The sequence below is a fragment of the Saccharopolyspora sp. CA-218241 genome (assembly GCF_050954615.1).
GTDB classification, from domain to species: Bacteria; Actinomycetota; Actinomycetes; order Mycobacteriales; family Pseudonocardiaceae; genus Saccharopolyspora; species Saccharopolyspora cebuensis.
Map to the genome: position 1 here is coordinate 1,351,370 of NZ_CP191860.1, position 20,262 is coordinate 1,371,631.

Annotated in this window: 21 protein-coding genes; 14 read left to right on the plus strand and 7 right to left on the minus strand. The window is 72.1% G+C overall.

The features are described from left to right. Positions 1-118 precede the first annotated feature (118 nt). From ACQP0T_RS06625 to ACQP0T_RS06635, 3 genes are read left to right on the plus strand one after another with little or no spacing between them, the layout of a single operon-like run. Positions 119-721 carry a TetR/AcrR family transcriptional regulator gene (locus tag ACQP0T_RS06625; protein WP_433871774.1) on the plus strand — a complete coding sequence of 201 codons (603 nt, stop codon included), beginning with the start codon at positions 119-121 and terminating at the stop codon, positions 719-721. Continuing rightward, positions 718-2,187, plus strand: coding sequence for a carboxylesterase/lipase family protein (locus ACQP0T_RS06630; protein WP_433871775.1), 1,470 nt, complete (start codon positions 718-720; stop codon positions 2,185-2,187). The genes ACQP0T_RS06625 and ACQP0T_RS06630 overlap by 4 nt, the downstream gene beginning before the upstream one ends. After that, complete coding sequence (locus ACQP0T_RS06635) at positions 2,184-2,795, plus strand: VC0807 family protein (RefSeq protein ID WP_433871776.1); 612 nt, start codon at positions 2,184-2,186, stop codon at positions 2,793-2,795. Before ACQP0T_RS06630 ends, ACQP0T_RS06635 begins: the two co-directional genes overlap by 4 nt. 89 nt (positions 2,796-2,884) lie before the next feature. Here ACQP0T_RS06635 and ACQP0T_RS06640 read toward each other — a convergent pair whose 3' ends face one another. Both ACQP0T_RS06640 and ACQP0T_RS06645 read right to left on the minus strand, forming a co-directional pair. After that, positions 2,885-3,835: a glycosyltransferase family 2 protein gene (locus ACQP0T_RS06640; RefSeq protein ID WP_433871777.1), complete on the minus strand. Its 951-nt coding sequence runs from the start codon at positions 3,833-3,835 to the stop codon at positions 2,885-2,887. Continuing rightward, positions 3,832-5,517: a hypothetical protein gene (locus ACQP0T_RS06645; RefSeq protein WP_433871778.1), complete on the minus strand. Its 1,686-nt coding sequence runs from the start codon at positions 5,515-5,517 to the stop codon at positions 3,832-3,834. Before ACQP0T_RS06645 ends, ACQP0T_RS06640 begins: the two co-directional genes overlap by 4 nt. A 458-nt stretch (positions 5,518-5,975) precedes the next feature. On the opposite strand from ACQP0T_RS06645, the gene rplU reads away from it, so the two are divergent. From rplU to proB, 4 genes are all read left to right on the plus strand, one after another. After that, the gene (rplU, locus tag ACQP0T_RS06650) at positions 5,976-6,284 is read left to right on the plus strand and encodes a 50S ribosomal protein L21 (protein WP_345364612.1); all 309 of its coding nucleotides are present in this window, start codon (positions 5,976-5,978) and stop codon (positions 6,282-6,284) included. A gap of 14 nt (positions 6,285-6,298) precedes the next feature. Beyond that, a complete protein-coding gene (rpmA, locus tag ACQP0T_RS06655; protein ID WP_345364614.1) occupies positions 6,299-6,556 on the plus strand; it encodes a 50S ribosomal protein L27 in 258 nt (85 codons plus the stop codon). 98 nt (positions 6,557-6,654) lie between these two features. Then, positions 6,655-8,148 carry a GTPase ObgE gene (gene obgE / locus ACQP0T_RS06660; RefSeq protein ID WP_433871779.1) on the plus strand — a complete coding sequence of 498 codons (1,494 nt, stop codon included), beginning with the start codon at positions 6,655-6,657 and terminating at the stop codon, positions 8,146-8,148. Further along, the gene (proB, locus tag ACQP0T_RS06665) at positions 8,145-9,254 is read left to right on the plus strand and encodes a glutamate 5-kinase (RefSeq protein ID WP_433871780.1); all 1,110 of its coding nucleotides are present in this window, start codon (positions 8,145-8,147) and stop codon (positions 9,252-9,254) included. Before obgE ends, proB begins: the two co-directional genes overlap by 4 nt. Here the strand turns inward: proB and ACQP0T_RS06670 are convergent, their stop codons facing one another. Both ACQP0T_RS06670 and ACQP0T_RS06675 read right to left on the minus strand, forming a co-directional pair. After that, positions 9,255-10,523: an MFS transporter gene (locus tag ACQP0T_RS06670; RefSeq protein ID WP_433871781.1), complete on the minus strand. Its 1,269-nt coding sequence runs from the start codon at positions 10,521-10,523 to the stop codon at positions 9,255-9,257. A gap of 96 nt (positions 10,524-10,619) precedes the next feature. Continuing rightward, entirely contained in the window at positions 10,620-10,817 is a 198-nt protein-coding gene (locus ACQP0T_RS06675; RefSeq protein ID WP_345364622.1) for a zinc finger protein, read from the minus strand. Between the two features lie 226 nt (positions 10,818-11,043). On the opposite strand from ACQP0T_RS06675, the gene ACQP0T_RS06680 reads away from it, so the two are divergent. Together ACQP0T_RS06680 and ACQP0T_RS06685 are read left to right on the plus strand one after the other, a co-directional pair. Further along, a complete protein-coding gene (locus ACQP0T_RS06680; RefSeq protein ID WP_433871782.1) occupies positions 11,044-11,898 on the plus strand; it encodes a helix-turn-helix domain-containing protein in 855 nt (284 codons plus the stop codon). A 2-nt stretch (positions 11,899-11,900) separates the two neighbouring features. Then, positions 11,901-12,095 carry a DUF397 domain-containing protein gene (locus ACQP0T_RS06685; RefSeq protein WP_345364626.1) on the plus strand — a complete coding sequence of 65 codons (195 nt, stop codon included), beginning with the start codon at positions 11,901-11,903 and terminating at the stop codon, positions 12,093-12,095. Positions 12,096-12,600: 505 nt separating this feature from the next. Here ACQP0T_RS06685 and ACQP0T_RS06690 read toward each other — a convergent pair. Further along, positions 12,601-14,721, minus strand: coding sequence for a RecQ family ATP-dependent DNA helicase (locus tag ACQP0T_RS06690; protein ID WP_433871783.1), 2,121 nt, complete (start codon positions 14,719-14,721; stop codon positions 12,601-12,603). A gap of 105 nt (positions 14,722-14,826) precedes the next feature. On the opposite strand from ACQP0T_RS06690, the gene ACQP0T_RS06695 reads away from it, so the two are divergent. The 5 genes from ACQP0T_RS06695 to nadD all read left to right on the plus strand — a co-directional run bounded on the left by ACQP0T_RS06695 (position 14,827) and on the right by nadD (position 18,984). Then, a complete protein-coding gene (locus ACQP0T_RS06695) occupies positions 14,827-16,131 on the plus strand; it encodes a glutamate-5-semialdehyde dehydrogenase (RefSeq protein ID WP_433871784.1) in 1,305 nt (434 codons plus the stop codon). 49 nt (positions 16,132-16,180) lie between these two features. Beyond that, complete coding sequence (locus ACQP0T_RS06700) at positions 16,181-16,705, plus strand: TetR family transcriptional regulator (RefSeq protein ID WP_433871785.1); 525 nt, start codon at positions 16,181-16,183, stop codon at positions 16,703-16,705. Between the two features lie 102 nt (positions 16,706-16,807). Continuing rightward, complete coding sequence (locus tag ACQP0T_RS06705; protein WP_433871786.1) at positions 16,808-18,037, plus strand: cytochrome P450; 1,230 nt, start codon at positions 16,808-16,810, stop codon at positions 18,035-18,037. Beyond that, positions 18,034-18,255, plus strand: coding sequence for a ferredoxin (locus ACQP0T_RS06710; protein WP_345364636.1), 222 nt, complete (start codon positions 18,034-18,036; stop codon positions 18,253-18,255). Before ACQP0T_RS06705 ends, ACQP0T_RS06710 begins: the two co-directional genes overlap by 4 nt. Positions 18,256-18,360: 105 nt before the next feature. Beyond that, positions 18,361-18,984, plus strand: a complete 624-nt coding sequence (nadD, locus tag ACQP0T_RS06715; RefSeq protein WP_345364638.1) for a nicotinate-nucleotide adenylyltransferase — start codon at positions 18,361-18,363, stop codon at positions 18,982-18,984. A gap of 25 nt (positions 18,985-19,009) precedes the next feature. Here nadD and ACQP0T_RS06720 read toward each other — a convergent pair whose 3' ends face one another. Further along, positions 19,010-19,153: a hypothetical protein gene (locus tag ACQP0T_RS06720; RefSeq protein ID WP_433871787.1), complete on the minus strand. Its 144-nt coding sequence runs from the start codon at positions 19,151-19,153 to the stop codon at positions 19,010-19,012. A gap of 409 nt (positions 19,154-19,562) precedes the next feature. Continuing rightward, positions 19,563-19,883: a chorismate mutase gene (locus ACQP0T_RS06725; RefSeq protein WP_433871788.1), complete on the minus strand. Its 321-nt coding sequence runs from the start codon at positions 19,881-19,883 to the stop codon at positions 19,563-19,565. Positions 19,884-20,262: the final 379 nt, after the last annotated feature.

Below are 20,262 nucleotides of genomic sequence, written 5' to 3' on the forward strand. Positions count from 1 at the left end.
TTCTGAAGTGCGGCGAAACGGCCGATCCGTCTCCGGACGGGTCGGCCGTTTCGCATTTCCGGGCATGGGGTTTTGCTTGTCCAGGCTATCTATTGCTTGGTTGTGCTATGTTTTGCTCATGCGAGCAAACGACGAGCCGCGATCCTTCACCGAGCAGGGGAGGAGGGCGCAGATCGTGCGGGCGGCGATCGACGTGATCGTCGAACGCGGCTACCCGAGCACGTCGTTCGGCCGGATCGCCGAACGCGCCGGGCTCAGCAGCACCGGCATGATCTCGTACCACTTCCGCGGCAAGGACGACCTGATGGACCAGGTCGTCACCGACATCTACGCGGAGGCGGCCGAGCTCGTCGGCGGGCGGATCGACGCCGAGCAGACCGCGCGCGGGCAGTTGCTCGCGTTCGTGGAGGCCAGCGTCGCCTACTACCGCACGCACCACCGCCACGTCCGGGCGCTGACCGAGATCACCCTCGGCAGGCGGGGCGACGACCGGTCGGGGCCCCGGGACCGCGAGCTCGCCGACCTCGCCGAGCTGCTGCGGGCCGGGCAGCGCACCGGCGAGTTCCGCGACTTCGACCCGGACGTGATGGCGGTGACCGTCCGGCACGCGCTGGACGGCGTCGCGCTGCGCCTCGGCGAGGACATCGACCGCGACCCCGAGACGTGGTCCCGCGAACTCGTCACCACCGTCGACCGGGCGACCAGGGAGGACCCGACATGATCGTGGAGCTGGACTCGGGCCGCGTGCGCGGCCGGGTCGCCGACGAGCACGTGCTGTTCCAGGGCATCCCCTACGCCGCACCGCCGGTGGGCGAGCTGCGCTGGCGCTCGCCGCAGCCGGTCGAACCGTGGTCCCACGTGCGCGACGCCACCGAACCCGGCTGCCCGTGCCCGCAGATCGCGCAGTCCTTCGCCGGGGTGGCCAGCGAGAACGAGGACTGCCTGGTCCTGGACGTCACCGCGCCGCGCACGCCGGGGCGCAAGCCGGTGCTGGTCTGGCTGCACGGCGGCGGGGGCACCAACGGCGCGGGCGCGCTGTTCGACGCGCACCGGCTCGCGGTGGACGAGGACGTGGTGGTCGTCACGCCGAACTCGCGGCTCGGGGTCTTCGGGTTCTTCGGGCACCCGGCACTGCCCGGCGGTGGCGCCTACGGGATCGAGGACCAGCAGGCGGCGCTGCGCTGGGTGCGGCGCAACATCGCGGCGTTCGGCGGCGATCCGGACCGCGTCATGCTGTTCGGCGAGTCCTACGGCGGGCTGAGCACCACCGCGCACCTGGTCGCGCCGGGCTCGGTCGGGCTGCTGCACCGGGCCGCGGTGCAGAGCGGGTTCCCGCTGATGCGACCGCCCGCGGGCACCTTCGGACCGTTCCAGCCGGCCCTCGACTCGATGTGGATGCCCACCGCCGAGCTCGACCGGGTCGGCGCGCAGATCGCCGATGAGCTCGGATGGACCCGGCCGGACGACCCGGACGCCGCGGACCGGCTGCGCCGCGTCCCGGTGACCGAGCTGCTGGGAGTCAGCTCGGTCTTCACCCGGCCCGCCTGGGGCGGACCGGTGCTGCCGGTCGCGCCCGACGAAGCGGTGCGGGCGGGCCGGGTGGCCGACGTGCCGGTGCTGGTCGGCGGCACCCGGGACGAGGCGCGGCTGTTCGTGGCGCTGTTCTACGAGGAGATCACCGAGCAGTCCTACGGGGAGCTGCTGGCCGAGGCGTTCGGCCCGGACGCGGACGAGGTCCGGGCCCGCTACCCGGCGGCGGAATCGCCGGGGCTGAGCTGGGCGCGGGTGCTCAGCGACGGCGCGTGGGCCGCGTCCTGCTGGGAGCTGATGCACGCGCTGAGCGCGGCGACCACCACCTTCGGCTACGAGTTCGCCGATCGCGACGCGCCGCCGATCGTGCCGTTCCCGCCGGGCTTCCCACCGGGGGCGCACCACTCGGCTGAGGTCGTCTACCAGTTCGACCTCGGCGAACCGGCCCCGCTGACCGACGCGCAGTGGCGGCTGGCCGCCACCATGAACCGGTACTGGGCCCGCTTCGCCCGCACCGGTGATCCCGGCGATAACGGGCTGCCCGCCTGGCCCGCGTTCACCCCGGAGCGCCCGCACGTGCAGTCGCTGCGCCCGGACCGGATCGGTCCGGCCGACTTCGCCGCCGACCACCGGCTCGACTTCTGGAGCCGGCGGTGAACGCGGCGTGGCGCGGTCAGCTCCTCCCGATCGCCACCGACCTGGTGCTGCCGATCGCGCTGTTCTACGGGTTGCGCGCGGCCGGGTTCTCGCAGCTGCACGCGCTGCTGCTCGGCGCCGTCGCCCCGGCGCTGCGGCTGGTGTGGGGACTCGTGGTGCGCAGGCGGATCGACCGGCTGGGCGCCTTCGTGCTGGTGATCATCGGGCTGAGCATCGCGCTGATCCCGATCACCGGCAGTCCCCGCGTGCTGCTGGCCAAGGACGCGTGGGTGTTCGCGGCGTGCGGCGTCGGGGTGCTGCTCACCCTGTTCGGCAAGCCGGTGATGTTCAGCCTGGCGCGGATGCTCTCCGGGGCGTCGACGCACCACGACTGGGACGAGCGCTGGGCGACGTCGGAGCCCTTCCGCCGGGTGTGGCGGCGGCTCACGGTGGTGTGGGGCGTGGCGCTGCTGGTCGAGGCGGTGCTCCAGGTGGTGCTGGCCTTCACCCTGCCGATCGACCTGGTTCCGGTGCTCAGCACGGCGCAGTGGGTGCTGGCGCTGCTCCTGCTCCAAGTGGCCAGCCAGTGCTACGTGCGGCGCCCCCGCGTCGCGGCGGTCCTCGGCTGAGCCGCCACCCGTCCGTGGGCTGAGCCCTCACCTCGTCGACCCGCCTGAAGCGGGTGATGCCGAGCGTCTCTTCGCGGGTGAGGTGCCGGTCAGCCGTCCCCGGTCTGCTCGGTGATGAGGACCGCCACGTCGTCGGTGCGGCCGGTGCGGTGCAGCACGAGCTCGGCGAGCAGGCCGACCGAGATCAGCTGCGCCGCGAGCACCTCCAGCAGGATGCCCAGCGTGAGCAGCGGCCGGGTGCCGATCGACTGGGCGGTGAACACCCACACGCCGGTGAGGTACAGCAGGATCAGCGTGCCGAGGGTGCCCGACAGCAGTCCCAGGCCGCCGAACAGGTGCGCCGGACGGCGGCCGTAGCGGGTCAGCGCGACCACCGTGAGCAGGTCCAGCGCACCCCGGACGTAGCGCTCCAAGCCGTAGTGCGAACGGCCGTGCACCCGGGGGCGGTGGTGCACCGCGAGCTCGCGCACCCGGTAGCCGAGCTGGTGGGCCAGCGCGGGGATGTAGCGGTGCAGCTCGCCGTAGAGCGGCACCCGGCGGTAGACCTCGGTGCGGGCCGCCTTCAGCCCGCAGTTGTGGTCGGACAGCCGCAGCCCGGTGATCAGCCCGGTGAACCGGTTGAACACCTTCGACGGCAGCCGTTTGCCCAGCGGGTCCTTGCGCTGCGCCTTGTGCCCGCTGACCAGGTCGGCGCCGCGGTCGAGCTCGTCGAGCAGGCGCGGGATCTCGGCCGGGTCGTCCTGCAGGTCGGCGTCCATCGTCACCAGCAGCGCGCCCCGCACCTCGGCGACCCCGGCGGCCAGCGCGGCGGCCTTGCCGAAGTTGCGGCGCAGCCGGATGCCCCGCACCCGGGGATCGTGCCGCGCCTGCTCCTCGACCAGCCGCCAGCTGCCGTCGGTGCTGCCGTCGTCGACGACGATCAGCTCCCAGGTCCGGTGCTGGCCGTCCATCGCGGCGCGCACCTGGGCGAACAGCTCGGGCAGGCTGTCGGCCTCGTCCTTGGCCGGGGCCAGCAGCGAGACCTCGATCGGCGCGCTCACGAGACCACCTCGGGGTTGTCGGTGAGCGGCCGGATCCACCAGCCGTCGGGGAAGTGGAAGGCGACCCGCAGCGGTCCCGTGCGCGCCGGGGCCACCGCCCGGAAGCCGAGCCCGATCTCGGTGCCCACCGTGTCGGCCTCGGCGTCGGGCCGGGGCAGGTCGGTCACCCCGGCGCCGACCACGGTGCCGAGGTGGTCGACCAGCACCACGCAGCGGGCGCGTTCGATGCCGGAGATCGCCCAGCCCTGGACCACCCGCGTCCCGCCGCGCACCTGGTCCGTCTCGGCGTTGAGGACCACGTCCCAACCGCCGGGGCGGGGCTCCCGGAGGCTGCCGACGCTGGGCACCCGCCAGCCGCCGGTGTCCACCCGGTCGCCGATCCCGGTGCCGTCCGGGCAGCCGAGGTCGAAGTGCTCGTTGAAGGGGTAGTGGTGCAGGGCCCGCAGCCGGGGCAGCAGCCGGTCCGGTTCCGGGAATCGGTCGGTCACCGTGTCGGTGGCGCCGGTCCGCGCCGCGATCGCCAGCAGCCGCTGGTTGGGCGCGTCGTCGCGCACCTCCTGCGCCATCGGGGCGCCCATCGCCACCGTGGTGAGCACCGTCGCGCCGACGACGATCGCGCGCAGGTCCGGGCGGCGCGGCCAGGCGACCACGATCACCAGCACCGCGATCCACAGCGCGGCGGTCATGCTGTTGTAGCGGCTCTGCAACCCGGCGTCCTCGCCGAACGCGGCGCGCGATCCGGCGATCATCACCGCGCACCCGAGGGCGTAGGTGGCCAGGCCCCACCACTCGGCGCTCGCCGCGCGCCGCTGCGGGTCCAGCCGGGCGTGCAGCACCAGCACGGCCAGACCGCCCACCCCGGCCAGCAGCGCGATCGCGGGTTCGGTCCCGGTCCAGACCATGCCGAGCATGGACAGCCCGGTCAGCAGCGCCTGCGCCGGGTCGTCGGTGGGGGAGCCGCCGCCCCCGCCCTGCGGGCCGCGCAGCACCAGCCAGGCCGCGACCACCAGCACGCCCACCACGAGGGGCGTGCCGACCCAGCGGCGCCGGTAACCGCGCAGCCAGGCCACCAGCGCCAGCGCGGGCCACACCGCGAACGAGGTCCCGTAGCTGATCGAGGCCAGCAGCCCGGCGAGCACCGCGAGGACCCCGCGCCGCCGCTGCATCGCCAGCAGCGCGGCCAGCACCAGCAGCATCGCCAGGATCCAGGACGCGCCGCTCATCGAGCGGACGTAGTTGTGGATGCCGTGCGGGTTGAACACCAGCGTCGAGGTCGCGGTGAGCAGGGCGGCGCGCTGCCAGCGGGTCAGCGATTTCGGCAGCATCGCCAGCACCAGCAGCACGCAGCCGACGCCGAAGGCGATGATCAGCAGGCCGAGCGGCTGGTTGAGCCCGCCGCCGAACCGGGCGCTGAGCCAGAACAGCAGGCTCGGCAGCACGAACGGGTGCTCGTTGCGGAAGCCCAGCAGCGCCTCCGGGCGCAGCGAGCCGTCCGGGTGGGTGATGTCGAGCAGCACCCACCAGTAGTCGAAGAAGTGCATCTGCGGGTACCGCAGCACTTCCCGGAGCATCATCAGCGGGGGCACCGCGGCCAGCAGGGCCAGCAGCGGCGGCCCGAACCGGTCGCGGCGGCGGGGCGGGCTCCCGGGGGCGGCGCCGGTATCGGATGCGATGTCAGTCACGCCCAGTTTCCCCCGATGTCCCTCGAACGAGCGGGACCACGGTAACAAGGTCGACCCTCCGCGAGGGCCGGTTGACGATCAGCGCGGTGTTCCGGAGCGGGATTTGACCCCCGGGCACGCCGCTCGTACGCTGATCCGGCCCGCTTCGGCGGGTGAACCGCCGCGGTCGGCGCTCCGCCGCCGGGCCGCGCACGCCCACCACATCGGTTCGCCGGACCGGTCCTCCGGGGTCGCGCAGGCACCTTGTATGATGGTCGGGAGATTTCTCGCCGCCGGACGGGCGGAGAGGTTAAACGCCTGTTCCGGGAACGGCCGCTCGCGCGGCCAGGCTGTCGGGGCGGGAACCCACCGAGACGCTGCACCGGCGGCGTGGTAGGAATCCTCCGGTCTCACGGAGGTGGACGTCCGCCGCAGACCTGGTGAAGTAGCGAAACCGAGCAGCAGGAGACTTCCGACTCATGTACGCGATCGTCAAGACCGGCGGCAAGCAGTACAAGGTGGCTGTCGGGGACGTCGTCGAGGTCGAGAAGCTCGATGGCGAGCCGGGCTCCGAGATCACTTTCCCGGCGCTGATGGTCGTCGATGGCTCCGAGGTCACCGCCGACGCCGACGCGCTGGCCAAGGTTTCGGTGACGGGCAAGCTGGTCGAGCAGACCAAGGGCCCCAAGATCCGCATCCACAAGTTCAAGAACAAGACCGGCTACCACAAGCGCCAGGGTCACCGCCAGAAGCTGACCCGCGTCGAGGTCACCGGCATCAACAAGTGAGGACCTGAGCAGTCATGGCACACAAGAAGGGCGCATCCAGCTCTCGCAACGGCCGCGACTCGAACCCCAAGTACCTCGGGGTGAAGCGCTACGGCGGCCAGGTCGTCAAGGCGGGCGAGATCCTCGTCCGCCAGCGGGGCACCAAGTTCCACCCGGGCCTCAACGTCGGCCGCGGTGGCGACGACACCCTGTTCGCCCTGTCCGCGGGCACCGTCGAGTTCGGGCGGCACCGCGGTCGCAAGGCAGTCAGCATCGTGCCGGCCGAGGTCTGACCCGACCCCCGGCTTCGAGCTCCTGACGAGGGGCGGGTTCCGTTTCGGGCCCGCCTCTCGTCTTTTTTCGTTCACGCACGGACCACCCTGGAGGCACTGTGTCGCGCTTCGTCGATCGCGTGACCATCCACATCGCGGCGGGCGATGGGGGCAACGGTTGCGCCTCGGTGCACCGGGAGAAGTTCAAGCCGCTCGGCGGTCCGGACGGGGGCAACGGCGGGCGGGGCGGGGACGTCCGGCTCGTCGTGGACCCGGGCGTGCACACCCTGCTGGACTTCCACTACCGCCCGCACGCCCGCGCGACCAACGGCAAGCCCGGGCAGGGCGGGATGCGCAACGGCTCCCTCGGCGGCGACCTGGTGCTGCCGGTCCCGGACGGGACCGTGGTGCTCACCCCGGACGGCGAGGTGCTCGCCGACCTGGTCGGCAACGGCACCACGTTCGTCGCCGCCGAAGGCGGGCGGGGCGGCCTGGGCAACGCGGCGCTGGCCTCGCGGGCCCGCAAGGCGCCGGGCTTCGCGCTGCTCGGCGAGGGCGGCGAGGAGCGCGAACTCGTCCTGGAGCTGAAGTCGGTCGCCGACGTCGGCCTGCTCGGGTTCCCCTCGGCGGGCAAGTCCTCGTTGATCTCGGTGCTCTCGGCGGCCAAGCCGAAGATCGCCGACTACCCGTTCACCACGCTGGTGCCCAACCTCGGCGTGGTCACCGCGGGCGACGTGGTGTTCACCGTCGCCGACGTGCCGGGGCTGATCCCCGGCGCCAGCGAGGGGCGCGGTCTGGGCCTGGACTTCCTGCGGCACATCGAGCGCTGCGCCGTGCTGGTGCACGTGGTCGACTGCGCCACCCTCGAACCCGGGCGCGACCCGCTCTCGGACATCGACGCGCTGGAGTCCGAGCTGGCCCGCTACACCCCGGCGCTGCAGGCCGAGCACGGCGGCGCCGAGCTCGCCGAGCGGCCCCGCCTGGTGGTGCTCAACAAGATGGACGTGCCGGAGGCCCGGGAGCTCGCCGACCTGGTGCGCTCGGACGTGGCGGCGCGGGGCTGGCCGGTGTTCGAGGTCTCCACCGCCAGCCGCGACGGGCTCCGCGAGCTGAGCTTCGCGCTGGCTGCCGAGGTGCAGCGCTACCGCGAGCAGCTCCCGGAGCCGGAAGCGGCGCGGGTGGTGGTCCGCCCGGCGGCGGTGGACGGGGACTCCTTCAGCGTCGAGCCGGACCCGGAGGCCGAGGACGCCTTCGTGGTGCGCGGCGCGAAGCCGGAGCGCTGGGTGCGCCAGACCGACTTCAACAACGACGAGGCGATCGGCTTCCTGGCCGACCGCCTGGCCAAGCTGGGCGTGGAGGACGAGCTGGCCCGACGCGGGGCGGAACCCGGCAGCCAGGTGACCATCGGCCGGATGACCTTCGACTGGGAGCCGTCCACGCCCGCCGGGGTCGCCGGGGTGCTCGGTCGGCGCGGCACCGACCAGCGCCTGCACTCCGATGACCGGATCGGGGCCGCGGACCGCAAGTCCGCGAAGCGGGCCCGCCGCACCTCGCTCGACGAGCACGGGCGCTACATCGGCCCGGAGGAGGACGACGAGGAGGAACAGCGGTGAGCGCGACCCGGGAGGCGGTCGCGGCGGCCCAGCGCATCGTGGTCAAGATCGGCTCGTCGTCGCTGACCACGGCGAGCGACGGGCTGGACAGCGCGCGGTTGGCCCGGTTGGTGGACACCGTGGCCGCCCGCGTCGCCGCCGGGACCGAGGTGGTGCTCGTCTCCTCGGGTGCGATCGCCGCCGGGTTGGCCCCGCTGGGACTGGTGCGCCGCCCGAAGGACCTCGCCACCCAGCAGGCCGCCGCGAGCGTGGGGCAGCAGGCCCTCGCGCACGCCTACGCCGAATCGTTCTCCCGCTACGACCTCACGGTGGGGCAGGTGCTGCTCACCGCCGAGGACGTCGTGCGCCGCGGCCACTACCGCAACGCCCAGCGCACCCTGCACCGGTTGCTGCGGCTCGGGGTCGTTCCGGTGGTCAACGAGAACGACACGGTGGCCACCTCCGAGATCCGCTTCGGCGACAACGACCGGCTGGCCGCCCTGGTCTCGCACTTGGTCGGCGCCGATGCGCTGGTGCTGCTGTCGGACGTGGACGCGCTCTACGACGGCGACCCCCGCAACGGCGACGCCTCGGCGGTCCGCGAGGTGTCCGGGAAGCAGGACATGGTCGGCGTGCGGGCGGGCAGCACCGGCGCCTCCGGCGTGGGCACCGGCGGGATGGCCTCGAAGGTGCAGGCCGCCCGGGTGGCGTGCTCGTCGGGCATCCCGGTGCTGCTGACCTCCGCCGACCTCGCCGATCGGGCGCTGGGCCCGGCCGACGTGGGCACCGCGTTCGCCGCGACCGGCGCCCGGCTCTCGGCCCGGCGGTTCTGGCTGGCCTACGCGGCCGGTGCCAGCGGCCGGTTGTGGCTGGACGATGGCGCGGTGGCCGCGGTGGTCGACCGCCGCCGGTCGCTGCTGGCCGCGGGGGTCACCGCCGTGGAGGGGGAGTTCCACGGCGGTGACGTCGTGGAACTGGTCGGCCCGGCGGGCACCGTGGTCGCCCGCGGCGTGGTCGCTTACGACGCGGGCGAGTTCCCGGAGCTGATGGGCCGGTCCAGCTTCGAGCTGCCGCCGGAGCAGCGCCGGGAGGTCGTGCACGCCGACGACCTGGTGCCGCGGCGCTGATCAGCGCAGCTCGCTGCCCCTGGTCTCGGGCAGCGTGCGGATCACCACGAACGCCACGGCGGAACCGACGGCGACGTACCAGAAGTACGCGGTGGACAGCTCCACCCGCGCGAGGGCCTGGATGACCAGCGGCGCGGTGCCGCCGAAGATCGCCACCGTGAGGTTGTACCAGGCGCCGATGCCCAGGCCGCGCAGTTCGGTGGGGAACAACTCGGACATGATCGCCGGGGCGATCGAGGTCATCGCGGTGTAGAGCACGATGCCCACGCCGAACACCACCAGCAGGTTCACCAGCCCCGGCCGCACCAGCGTGGACAGCGGGACGATGAGCACCGCGGTCGCCGCGGACCAGACCAGCAGCTGCGGTTTGCGGCCGATCCGGTCCGACAGCGCCCCCATCGGGTACTGCAGCACGATGAACAGCGCGGTGGCGATGGACAGCGCCAGGAACACGTCGGTGCCCGCCGCGCCCCGGTTCTCCACCGCGAACGGCGTCAGCGCGCTGAAGAACGTGTAGTAGCAGAGCGTGGAGAGCATGCTGAAGGCGACGAGCTGGCCGACGGCCTTGGGGTGCCGGGACAGGGTGAGCCACAGCGGGTTCTTCAGCGCCTTGGCCTTGGTCCGGTTGTCCTCGAACTGCTCGGTCTCGGTGAGCGTGCGCCGCAGCCACATGCCCACCAGGCCCAGCAGCCCGCCGAGGACGAACGGGATCCGCCAGCCGTAGTCCTCCAGCTGCTCCTGGGTCAGCAGCGCGGTCAGCGCGTAGCCGAGCAGCGAGGCGATGAGCAGCGCGCTGCCGGTGGAGATGTAGAAGAACGCGGAGTACCGGCCGCGGCGGTCGGGCGGGGCGATCTCGGCGAGGTAGGCGGAGGCGTTGGACACCTCGCCGCCGAGGGAGAGCCCTTGCGCGATCCGGGCCAGCACCAGCAGCGCCGGTGCCGCCCAACCGATCGTCTCGAAGGTGGGCAGGATGCCGATCAGCAGCGATCCGCCCGCCATCAGGCTGATCGTGACGAGCATGGCGGTCTTGCGCCCGCGCAGGTCGGCGAAGCGCCCGAGCAGCCAGCCGCCGAGCGGCCGGAAGAAGAAGGCCAGCGCGAAGGTCGCCAGGGTGTTGATCAGCGCCAGGTCGCCGGGGAAGAACGCCGCGGCGAAGTAGACGCTGAAGGCGGTGTAGATGGACCAGTCGTACCACTCGACGGCGTTGCCGATGCTGGCCGCGACCAGCGTCCGCAGCGGCAACCGGTGCTTCTCGGGTCTTTCGGGCACTGCCGGGGTCTGCGCCATCGAACACTCCTGCCTCCGCACGGGTGCCGACACGGTACGGCGCTGATCACCCGAGCGGAAGGCGCGTCCGCGGTGCGGTCACCGCCGCACGATCGGGACGCCGGCGAGCTCGTGGGCGCTCACGTCGCAGGAGGGGCAGGTCTTCCACAGCCACGCGGTCTGGGAGTTGTCGCTGCTCACCGAGGCCCCGCACAGGGCGGTGACGCGGTCGCCGTAGGAATTCGTGGTCGCGTGGCGGAGTCCGTCGCCGGGTTGCCACCGGAAGGGATGAGGCACGGGAATCACCGACTCCTTCGGGGGGACGGGTCGGTCGCCGACCGCCGGTAGGGCAGTGAGGTCCGGTCGTCGGCGCGGTGTCCGTCGCCGTTCGGCCGGGCCTTCCAGGCGGTGCGGCGACCGAGCCGCTGGATGGGTGAGTACCATTCTGGTGGTACTGAAACAGATGGGCTATTCCCTGAACAGGTAGTAGTTCTGAGACGCGAATTCTGTTTCGCTATGTTTCATGATGCGTACCACTGGTGGCACCCCGAAGGCCCGAGCGCTCGGCGCGGAGCTGCGCGAAGCACGGGAGAACGCGGGCAGGAGCCTGCGCGCACTGGCACAAGAACTGGAGACCAACCACGTCAAGCTGATGCGGTACGAAACCGGGAAGTCGGTTCCGGCCCCGGAAGTAGTGGCCGCATTTGTCACCGCATTGGGTGTATCGGCGACCGAACGTGACCGCCTCGTGGAGATGGCGCGGGACGCCGACACCCCGAACTGGCTCACCGCGGACCGCGCCGGAGTGCACCAGGAGCTCACCGCGCTGATCGAGTTCGAGCGCACCGCGACCCGGATCACCAACGTCGCCACCGGCCTGATCCCCGGCCTGCTGCAGACCTCCGACTACGCCCGGGCGGTGATGCGCGGCAAGCCGGTCGGCGAGGTCGAGAAGCTGGTGCTCATGCGCCTGGGCCGCAGAGAAGTGCTCTCCACCCGCAACGCCCCGAGATTAACGGCGATCATCAGCGAGAACGCGCTGCGCGAGCCGATCGGCGGGCCGGAGGTGATGGCCGACCAGTTGCGGAAGGTCGAGCAGATCGCCGAGTGGGAGGGCGTCGACGTCCGGGTCATCCGCAGCGGGTCGACGGTCTGGCACCCCGGTCACGTAGGCCCGTTCGTGGTATTCGAGTTCCCCAAGGCGCGGCCGATAGTTCATTTGGAACACTACCGTTCCTCGGCATTCCTCTACAACCCAGGTCTCGCTGAAGAATACGTCGACGCGATCACTACCCTGCTCTCGTTGGCGTTGGACCCCGCCCAATCAATCGCGTTCATCGCCGAACGGGCACACGAGATGGAGGCCATTGCGAAATGATGATGACGTCACCACCAGTCGGCTGGCGCAAGTCCAGTCGGTCCGCCCAGGAGACCGACTGCGTCGAGGTCGGCCGCGTTGATGACGGGGCTGCGGTGCGTGATTCGAAGAACCGCGCTGCCGGGTACTTCTCCGTATCCGGGACGCAGTGGGAGTCGTTCCTCGCCGGGATCAAGTCCGGAAGGTACGAACCCTGAGCCCTTGGGGCCCCCGACTGCACGGGTCGGGGCCCCGATCACGCGGCTCACTGAAAGGATCACCCTTTCTTGTGAATATAGCCGCCGCGGACTCAAGTCCTCGGTATTGCTCTCACACTTTCGTATGAATTGTTGTCGCCGCCCGTTGTGGAGCCCGCCGCGGCCGCTCGAAACGGCAGCCGCCCGGGGCGCCACCCGGCCCGGCCCGGCACCTGGACGAGACAGGTGAGAGGCACCCTCGTCCCGGTACGGGGCCGTTACCAGGATGCGGCGGAGCCGCATGCGACGAGGTACGCAGCGGCGGGTTCTCAGCGGTCTTCTTCTCGGAGGACAGCCGCGACGCCGTGTACCTGGTTGGTACATCAGGAGCGGCTCCCGGAGCGAGGGGACCGCTGAGGTCCCGCTGCCCGCACCGCCACGCAGGCCATTGGCGAAAGCGGTCCTATCCCGGGCAAGGGTGCCCCTTACCAGGTCACGACCCGGGTGAGGGCCCCCGCGGCAGTCCTCAGGCGGTGCTCGCCAGCGCGAACGGCAGCACCGCGGGCGCACCGGCCTGCCGCAGCAGCCGGCTCACCACGGCCAGCGTCCACCCGGTGTCGGTCCAGTCGTCCATCAGGAGCACCGGGCCGTCCAGCGCGGCCAGCTTCCCGGCGAGCTCCTCCGGCACCGCGAACTGCCGCCACGTCGTCGCCACCCGCTGCGCGCTGTTGGTCGCCCGCCGCGGCGTCGTCGACGGGTTCGTGGCCACCTCGCCCAGCAGCGGCAGCCGGCCGATCGCGGCGATCCGCGACGCCAGGTCGCGCACCAGCACCGGCCGGGTCCGCGAGCCGAGCGCCACCACCCCGGCCGGGCGCTGCTCCCAGTCCCACGCCGCGAGCACCTGCACGCACGCCTGGAACAGGTCCTCCGGCAGCTCCTGGTCCGGGGCGCCCGCCGCCAGCAGTTCCCGCAGCCGGTTGCCCCACCCGATGTCGGTGAGCCGCCCCACCGCCCGGCCGGTCGAGGCCTGCTCGGCGGCCGGGATCCGGCCCGACACCGGCACCCCGAGCGCGTCCATCCCGCTCGGCCAGGTCTTGCGCGGGCCGAGGTCGATGCCCGGGCGGCGCAGCCGCTCCGCCGCCTCGCGCACGGCGTCGTCGTCGACGTCGGCGCCGTACCCGGCCCCGGTGCAGTTGTCGCACCGGCCGCACGGCTCGGCGTGCGGATCGTCCAGCCCGCGGCGCAGGAACTCCATCCGGCAGCCGTCGGTGGCGAGGTAGTCCAGCATCGCCCGCTGCTCGGCGGCGCGTTCGGCCGCGATCCGCTCGTAGCGCTCGGCGTCGTAGCTCCACTCCTGGCCGGTCGCGGTCCAGCCGCCCTTCACCCGGCGCACCGCGCCGTCGACGTCGAGCACCTTGAGCACCATCTCCAGCCGGGTCCGGCCGAGCTCCACGTGCGGTTCCAGCGCGGCCGTGGACAGCACGTCGTGCTGGGAAAGGGTGGTCAGCACCGAGCGGACCACCTGCTCCGGCGGGAAGGCCAGCGAGGCGAAGTAGCGCCAGATCTCCTGGTCCTCCGGGCCGGGCAGCAGCAGCACGTCGGCGCGCCGCACCCCGCGACCGGCCCGGCCGATCTGCTGGTAGTAGGCGATCGGCGAGGACGGCGCCCCGAGGTGCACCACGAAGCCCAGGTCCGGCTTGTCGAAGCCCATGCCCAGCGCGGAGGTCGCCACCAGCGCCTTGACCCGGTTGCCGAGCAGGTCCTCCTCGGCGCGCTGGCGCTCCGCCGGATCGGTGCGCCCGGAGTACGACGTCACCTCGTAGCCCTGCTCGCGCAGGTAGCCGGCGACCTCCTCGGTGGCGGCGACGGTGAGGGTGTAGATGATCCCCGAACCAGGCAGCTCCGCCAGGTGCCGGGCGAGCCAGCCGAGCCGGGCCTGCGCGGTGGGCAGCCGGACGACCCCGAGCCGCAGGCTCTCCCGGTCCAGCGAGCCGCGCAGCACCACCGCGCCCGGCGCGTCGGCGAACTCCCCGCCGACGCCGAGCTGCTCGGAGACGTCCTGCACGACGCGGTCGTTGGCGGTGGCCGTGGTGGCCAGCACCGGGACGCCCTCGGGCAGCTCGGTCAGCAGCGTCCGCAGCCTGCGGTAGTCCGGCCGGAAGTCGTGGCCCCAGTCGGAGATGCAGTGCGCCTCGTCGACGACCAGCAGCCCGGCGCTGTGGGTCAGCTCGGGCAGGATGGCGTCCCGGAAGTCGGGGTTGTTCAGCCGTTCCGGGCTGACCAGCAGCACGTCGACGTCGCCGACGGCGACCTGCTCCTCGATGTCGGCCCACTCCTGCGGGTTGGCCGAGTTGATCGTCGCGGCCCGCACCCCGGCGGCGGCGGCCGCCTCGACCTGGTTGCGCATCAGCGCGAGCAGCGGCGAGACGATCACCGTCGGACCCTCGCCGAGCTCGCGCAGCAGCGCCGTGGCGATGAAGTAGACGGCGGACTTGCCCCACCCGGTGCGCTGCACCACCAGCGCCCGGCGCCGTTCCAGCACCAGGGCCCGGATGGCGCTCCACTGGTCCTCGCGCAACGCGGCCTCGGGTCCGGCCAGCGCGCGGAGGCGGTCCTCGGCGAGTTCGCGCAGCGCGTGTTCGTCCATGCCCGATTCCTACCGCACCGGACCGACGCGCGGGGGCCGGGGGACCGCGGCGGGTCGCGGGTGCGGTGGCGGAATGCGGTTGCCCGCACCGACTACGCTGGAGGGGTGACGACCAGCACCGAAGCCCCCGCCAAGGCCACCGGCGACGAGCTGCGCGCGCAGGTGCGCGAGGCGGCCTCCCGCGCCCGCGAGGCCGCCGCCGCGATCGCCGGGCTCACCCGCGCCGACAAGGACGCCCTGCTGCACGACATGGCCGACGCCCTGGTGCGCCGCGCGCCGGAGATCATCGCGGCCAACGACCGCGACGTGACCGCCGCCCGGGACGCGGGCACGGCCGAGGGCCTGATCGACCGGCTGGTCCTCACCGAGCAGCGGGTGGCCGGGATGGCCGACGGGCTGCGCACGGTCGCGGGCCTGCCGGACCCGGTCGGCGAGGTGGTGCGCGGCAGCACGCTGCCCAACGGGCTCCGGTTGCAGCAGGTCCGGGTGCCGATGGGCGTCGTGGGCATCGTCTACGAGGGCCGTCCCAACGTCACGGTGGACGCGGCCGGGCTCACCCTCAAGGCGGGTGACGCGGTGCTGCTGCGCGGCTCGTCCTCGGCGGAGGCGTCCAACACCGCGCTGGTCGGCGTCCTCGGCGACGTGCTCCGCGAGCACGGGCTGCCCGCCGACGCGGTCCAGCTGCTGCCCTGCCACGACCGCGCCTCGGTGCGCCACCTCATCACCGCCCGGGGCCTGGTCGACCTGGTCATCCCGCGCGGCGGCGCGGGTCTGATCGCGGCCGTGGTGGAGGAGGCGACGGTGCCCGCGATCGAGACCGGGACGGGCAACTGCCACGTCTACGTGGACGCCTCCGCCGACCTCGACACCGCGCTGCGCATCCTGCTCAACTCCAAGGCGCGTCGCACCAGCGTGTGCAACGCGGCGGAGAACCTGCTGGTCCACGAGTCGATCGCCGCCGAGTTCCTGCCCCGCGCCCTCGCCGAGCTCGACGCCGCCGGGGTGACGGTGCACGGTGACGAGCGGGTGGTCGCCGCGGGCGGGGCGAACGTGGTGCCCGCCACCGAGCAGGACTGGGACACCGAGTACCTGTCGCTGGACATCGCGGTGGCCGTGGTGGGGTCGCTGCCGGAGGCGGTCGCGCACATCCGCGCCCACGGGTCCGGGCACACCGAGGCGATCGTGGCCACCGACGTCCGCGCCACGCAGGCGTTCACCTCGCAGGTCGACGCGGCGGCGGTGATGGTCAACGCCTCCACCGCGTTCACCGACGGCGGCGAGTTCGGGATGGGCGCCGAGATCGGCATCTCCACCCAGAAGCTGCACGCGCGGGGCCCGATGGGGCTGACCGAGCTGACGTCCACCAAATGGCTGGTCTTCGGTGACGGACACGTCCGGCCCTCGAGCTGAGGTGGGCACCGGTCGCAGGCGCGATGCGGCCGGCACCAAAGAGGCGTTGTTGCACGCCGCCACCGAGCTGTTCGCCGGGCGGGGCTTCGACCGGACCACGGTGCGCGACGTCGCCGCCCGCGCCGAGGTCAACCAGGCGCTGCTGTTCCGGTACTTCGGCTCGAAGCAGGAGCTGTTCGCGGCCGTGCTGAACCGCAGCGGCGCCCGGTTGCTCGACGAGCACCCCGCGGCCGAGCTCCCGGCCCGGCTGCTGGAGGCCGTCCTGGCCGGGGAACGCGGTGCCGATCACCCGCTGGTGGCGCTGTTGCGGTCCTACACCGACGAGCGGGCGGCGCAGGTGCTGCGCGAGGAGCTGGGCGGTCGGTACTCGGCCCGGCTCGCCGAGCTGACCGCGGAGCCGGACGCCGAGCTGCGGGCCGATCTGGTGCTGGCCTGGCTGTTCGGCATCGGGATGCTGCGCTCGGTGCTCGGCAAGGAGCCGCTGACCTCGGCCGATCCGGACTCGATCGTCGAGCACGTCTCCCGGTCGGTGGCGGTGCTGCTGGAGGGCGCGGACGGCCGCGCGGGCTCGTGATCGGCTCGTCGAGCTGATCGACTGGTGCGTCGTTCACCGGCGGAAGCGTACGGTGCGAATGTAAGCGCGTGCTTACAGCCGTTCGTTCCCCGGGAGTTGCGCATGACCACCACGGAGCCGAGGACGTACCCCTTCAGCGAGGCTGACCGGCTCAACCTGGACCCCTTCTACGCCCGGTTGCGGGAGAGCGAGCCCCTCTCCCGCATCCAGCTGCCGTTCGGCGAGTCAGCCTGGCTCGCGACCCGCTACGAGGACGCCAAGGTCGTGCTCGGCGACCCGCGCTTCAGCCGCGCGGCCAGCGTCGGCCGCGACGAGCCCAGGCTGCGGGAGCGCAGGCAGGCGATGGGCATCCTGGCGATGGATCCGCCGGATCACACCCGGCTGCGCAAGCTGGTGGCCAAGGCGTTCACCGCGCGCCGCGTCGAGCGGTTGCGCCCGCGCGCCCAGGAGATCGCCGACGGGCTCGCCGACGGGATGCTGCGCGAGGGCGCCCCGGCCGACCTCGTCGAGGACTTCGCGCTGCCGCTGCCGATCGCGGTGATCTGCGAGCTGCTCGGCGTGCCCTTCGAGGACCGCGCGGACTTCCGGGTGTGGTCGGACGCGTTCCTGTCCACCACCAAGCTCACCCCGGAGCAGGCCGAGGACTACATCGGCCGGATGCACGGCTACATGGCCGGGCTGATCGACCGGCGCCGCCAGGAGCCGGGCGACGACCTGATGAGCGCGCTGATCAGCGCACGCGACGACGAGGACCGGCTCACCGAGCAGGAACTCGTCCAGTTGGCGGCGGGCATCCTCGTCGCCGGGCACGAGACGACCGCGACGCAGATCCCGAACTTCGTCTACGTCCTGCTCACCCATCCCGAGCGGCTCGCCGAGCTGCGGGCGGACCTGGACCTGGTGCCCACCGCCGTCGAGGAGCTGTTGCGCTACGTCCCGCTCGGCGTCGCCTCGGCGTTCCCGCGCTACGCGCTGGAGGACGTCGAGCTCGGCGGCGTCACGGTGCGCGCCGGGGACCCGGTGCTGGTCAGCCTGTCCTCGGCCAACCGCGACGAGGCCGTGTACCAGGACCCCGACCAGCTCGACCTGCTGCGCTCGGAGGCCTCGCACATCGGCTTCGGCCACGGCCCGCACCACTGCCTCGGCGCCCAGCTGGCCCGGCTGGAGCTGCAGGTGGCGCTGCGCACGCTGCTGACCCGGCTGCCCGGGCTCCGCTTCGCCGATTCGGAGGCGGACCTGCGGTGGAAGACCGGAATGCTCGTGCGGGGGCCGCTGTACATGCCGATCTCGTGGGATGATCAGGGGGCCAACCGAGAGGAGGGCCGGCTGTGAGCTGGTTGGTCGAGGTCGACACCGAGAGCTGCATCGGTTCGGGCATGTGCGCCGGGACCGCCCCGGACCACTTCGAGCTCGTCGCGGGCGTGGCGCAGGCGAAGAGTTCCTCGGTCGAGCCCGACGAGGACGTCGTGGACGCCGCCGAGTCGTGCCCGGTCGAGGCAATCCTGGTCAAGGAGGCCGCCTCCGGGGAAGTCGTCGCCCCGAAGGACTGAACCCGTCGGAGCCGGTGCCCGGTCGCGCTGAGCCGCCGACCGGGCACCGCGAGCGGCGGGCCCGCCGTGCGGCGCCTCCGGTCGACTTCTCTAGGCTTGGTGGCTATGTCGCGTAGGCGCCGGATCGGGGTCATGGGAGGCACCTTCGATCCCATCCACCACGGCCACCTGGTCGCTGCCAGTGAGGTCCAGGCCCAGTTCGGGCTGGAACAGGTCATCTTCGTGCCGACCGGGCAGCCGTGGCAGAAGAGCCACGAGCTCGTCAGCCCGGCGGAGGACCGCTACCTGATGACGGTGGTGGCGACCGCCTCCAACCCCCGGTTCTCGGTGAGCAGGGTGGACATCGACCGGGGAGGCCCCACCTACACCATCGACACCCTCGGCGATCTGCGCGCGGAGTTCCCGGATGCCGAGCTCTACTTCATCACCGGCGCCGACGCGCTGGAGCAGATCCTGTCCTGGCACCGGATCGAGGAGCTGTTCGACCTCGCCCACTTCATCGGCGTCACCCGACCGGGTTACTCGCTGAACGGCGCCCACCTACCCCAGGGCACCGTCTCCCTGGTGGAGATCCCGGCGCTGGCCATCTCGTCCACCGGCTGCCGTTCCCGGGTCAACGCCGGTCTGCCGGTCTGGTACCTCGTCCCGGACGGCATCGTCCAGTACATCACCAAACGCGGCCTCTACCGCCCCGAACCCGCCGCACCAGCGGCGGAGTGGGGGCCATGATCATCCGGTACATCCTCGGTACGACTCAGCCACCCGCTCCGGGAGGCAGGTTCAACGCGGAGTCCACGAGGGTCCGCGTGCGGTCCACTGCTTCGGGCCACTCGTGGGCGTAGGTGTTGAGCGTGATGGTCGGAGTGCTGTGCCCCAAGGCCAGCTGGACCGTCTTCACCGACGCCCCCGAGTGGATCAAGGGCGGCCCCTCCGGGCCGCCTGCCTGCTGTCTGGTGCGCCCGGCCAAGCCGGACGCCGGGCGTGCGGCTGGCGTCGGCCCCGGCTATCCGGCGTCCGGGCGCGAGAGGAAAGCAGGCGGCCTGGAACCACGGAGGGGCCGCAAAGGAAGAAAGAGATGTCCTCGCCGGACAGGCAGGCCAACAGGGTGAGGGGGCCGTGCACGACGGCTGCGGTTCGGTCGTGGCTGCTCTGTCCTCACCCCATCGACCTCCACAAGGGCTATTGGTCCGCGTCAAGGGGGCAAGCCGTGCACAGGCGTCACGTGGCAATCGAGGGTTGCCCCCTTGACACGGCCTGATGAGGGCTTCGCCAGGTCGACGGGGTGAGGACAGAGGCCCTCCCTTGAGCTACTGAAGTTCGCTCTTATCGAGCGTGGCGTGGATGGTGAGCTCGGCGTCGATAAAGGCTTTGATCATGGCGCGGAAGGTTGCCTCCACGACGGCGGGGTCTGCACCAAGGTCGACCGCAGCCGCACGTGCGCGCGTGATGATGTGATCGATGCGTGACTGGGGGCCGCGAACTTCTACTTCGTCCCGCTTGAAGGTGGCGGCGCGCTGGACGCACCTACCTCGGGTCGCAAGAAGGTCGACAAGCCTGCGGTCAATCTCATCGATATCTGCCCTGACCTGCGCGAGGCTGTCAAATTCGTGGTGGTCGATGTCGCTCATGATCTCCTCCGTCGGGCATGTCGTCCAGGCCCGGCCGCGCAGGCGCAAAGACCTGGTCGACCAAAGGACCAGAGCGCATCCTCCCACCTAGTTGATCGTTAATGAAACTCGTTTTTGAACGGATGTGACGGTACAAATCCGGTACAAGCCGGTACGGCGACTGCCGGAAAACGAACGACAAGCGACCAGCACTGTTTGTCCTGGTCACGGCTGTCTTTGGGGAGGTTGTCGCTGGTCGCAGAAGCCCAAAGGTGCACTTCATCACCAAACGCGGCCTCTACCACCCCGCACCCGCCGCACCAGCGGCGGAGTGGGGACCATGAATGCCCGGCCGCAGGGGAATCCCGTTGCGGGACGCGGCTGGTCGGGGGCGTCCGCG

Excerpts from the sequence above, each read along its gene's own strand:
- ACQP0T_RS06625 (WP_433871774.1), top strand. The coding sequence starts at position 119 with ATGCGAGCAAACGACGAGCCGCGATCCTTCACCGAGCAGGGGAGGAGG.
- ACQP0T_RS06630 (WP_433871775.1), top strand. The coding sequence starts at position 718 with ATGATCGTGGAGCTGGACTCGGGCCGCGTGCGCGGCCGGGTCGCCGAC.
- rplU (WP_345364612.1), top strand. The coding sequence starts at position 5,976 with ATGTACGCGATCGTCAAGACCGGCGGCAAGCAGTACAAGGTGGCTGTC.
- rpmA (WP_345364614.1), top strand. The coding sequence starts at position 6,299 with ATGGCACACAAGAAGGGCGCATCCAGCTCTCGCAACGGCCGCGACTCG.
- ACQP0T_RS06680 (WP_433871782.1), top strand. The coding sequence starts at position 11,044 with ATGATGCGTACCACTGGTGGCACCCCGAAGGCCCGAGCGCTCGGCGCG.
- ACQP0T_RS06685 (WP_345364626.1), top strand. The coding sequence starts at position 11,901 with ATGACGTCACCACCAGTCGGCTGGCGCAAGTCCAGTCGGTCCGCCCAG.
- ACQP0T_RS06690 (WP_433871783.1), bottom strand. The coding sequence starts at position 14,721 with ATGGACGAACACGCGCTGCGCGAACTCGCCGAGGACCGCCTCCGCGCG.
- ACQP0T_RS06705 (WP_433871786.1), top strand. The coding sequence starts at position 16,808 with ATGACCACCACGGAGCCGAGGACGTACCCCTTCAGCGAGGCTGACCGG.
- nadD (WP_345364638.1), top strand. The coding sequence starts at position 18,361 with ATGTCGCGTAGGCGCCGGATCGGGGTCATGGGAGGCACCTTCGATCCC.
- ACQP0T_RS06725 (WP_433871788.1), bottom strand. The coding sequence starts at position 19,883 with ATGAGCGACATCGACCACCACGAATTTGACAGCCTCGCGCAGGTCAGG.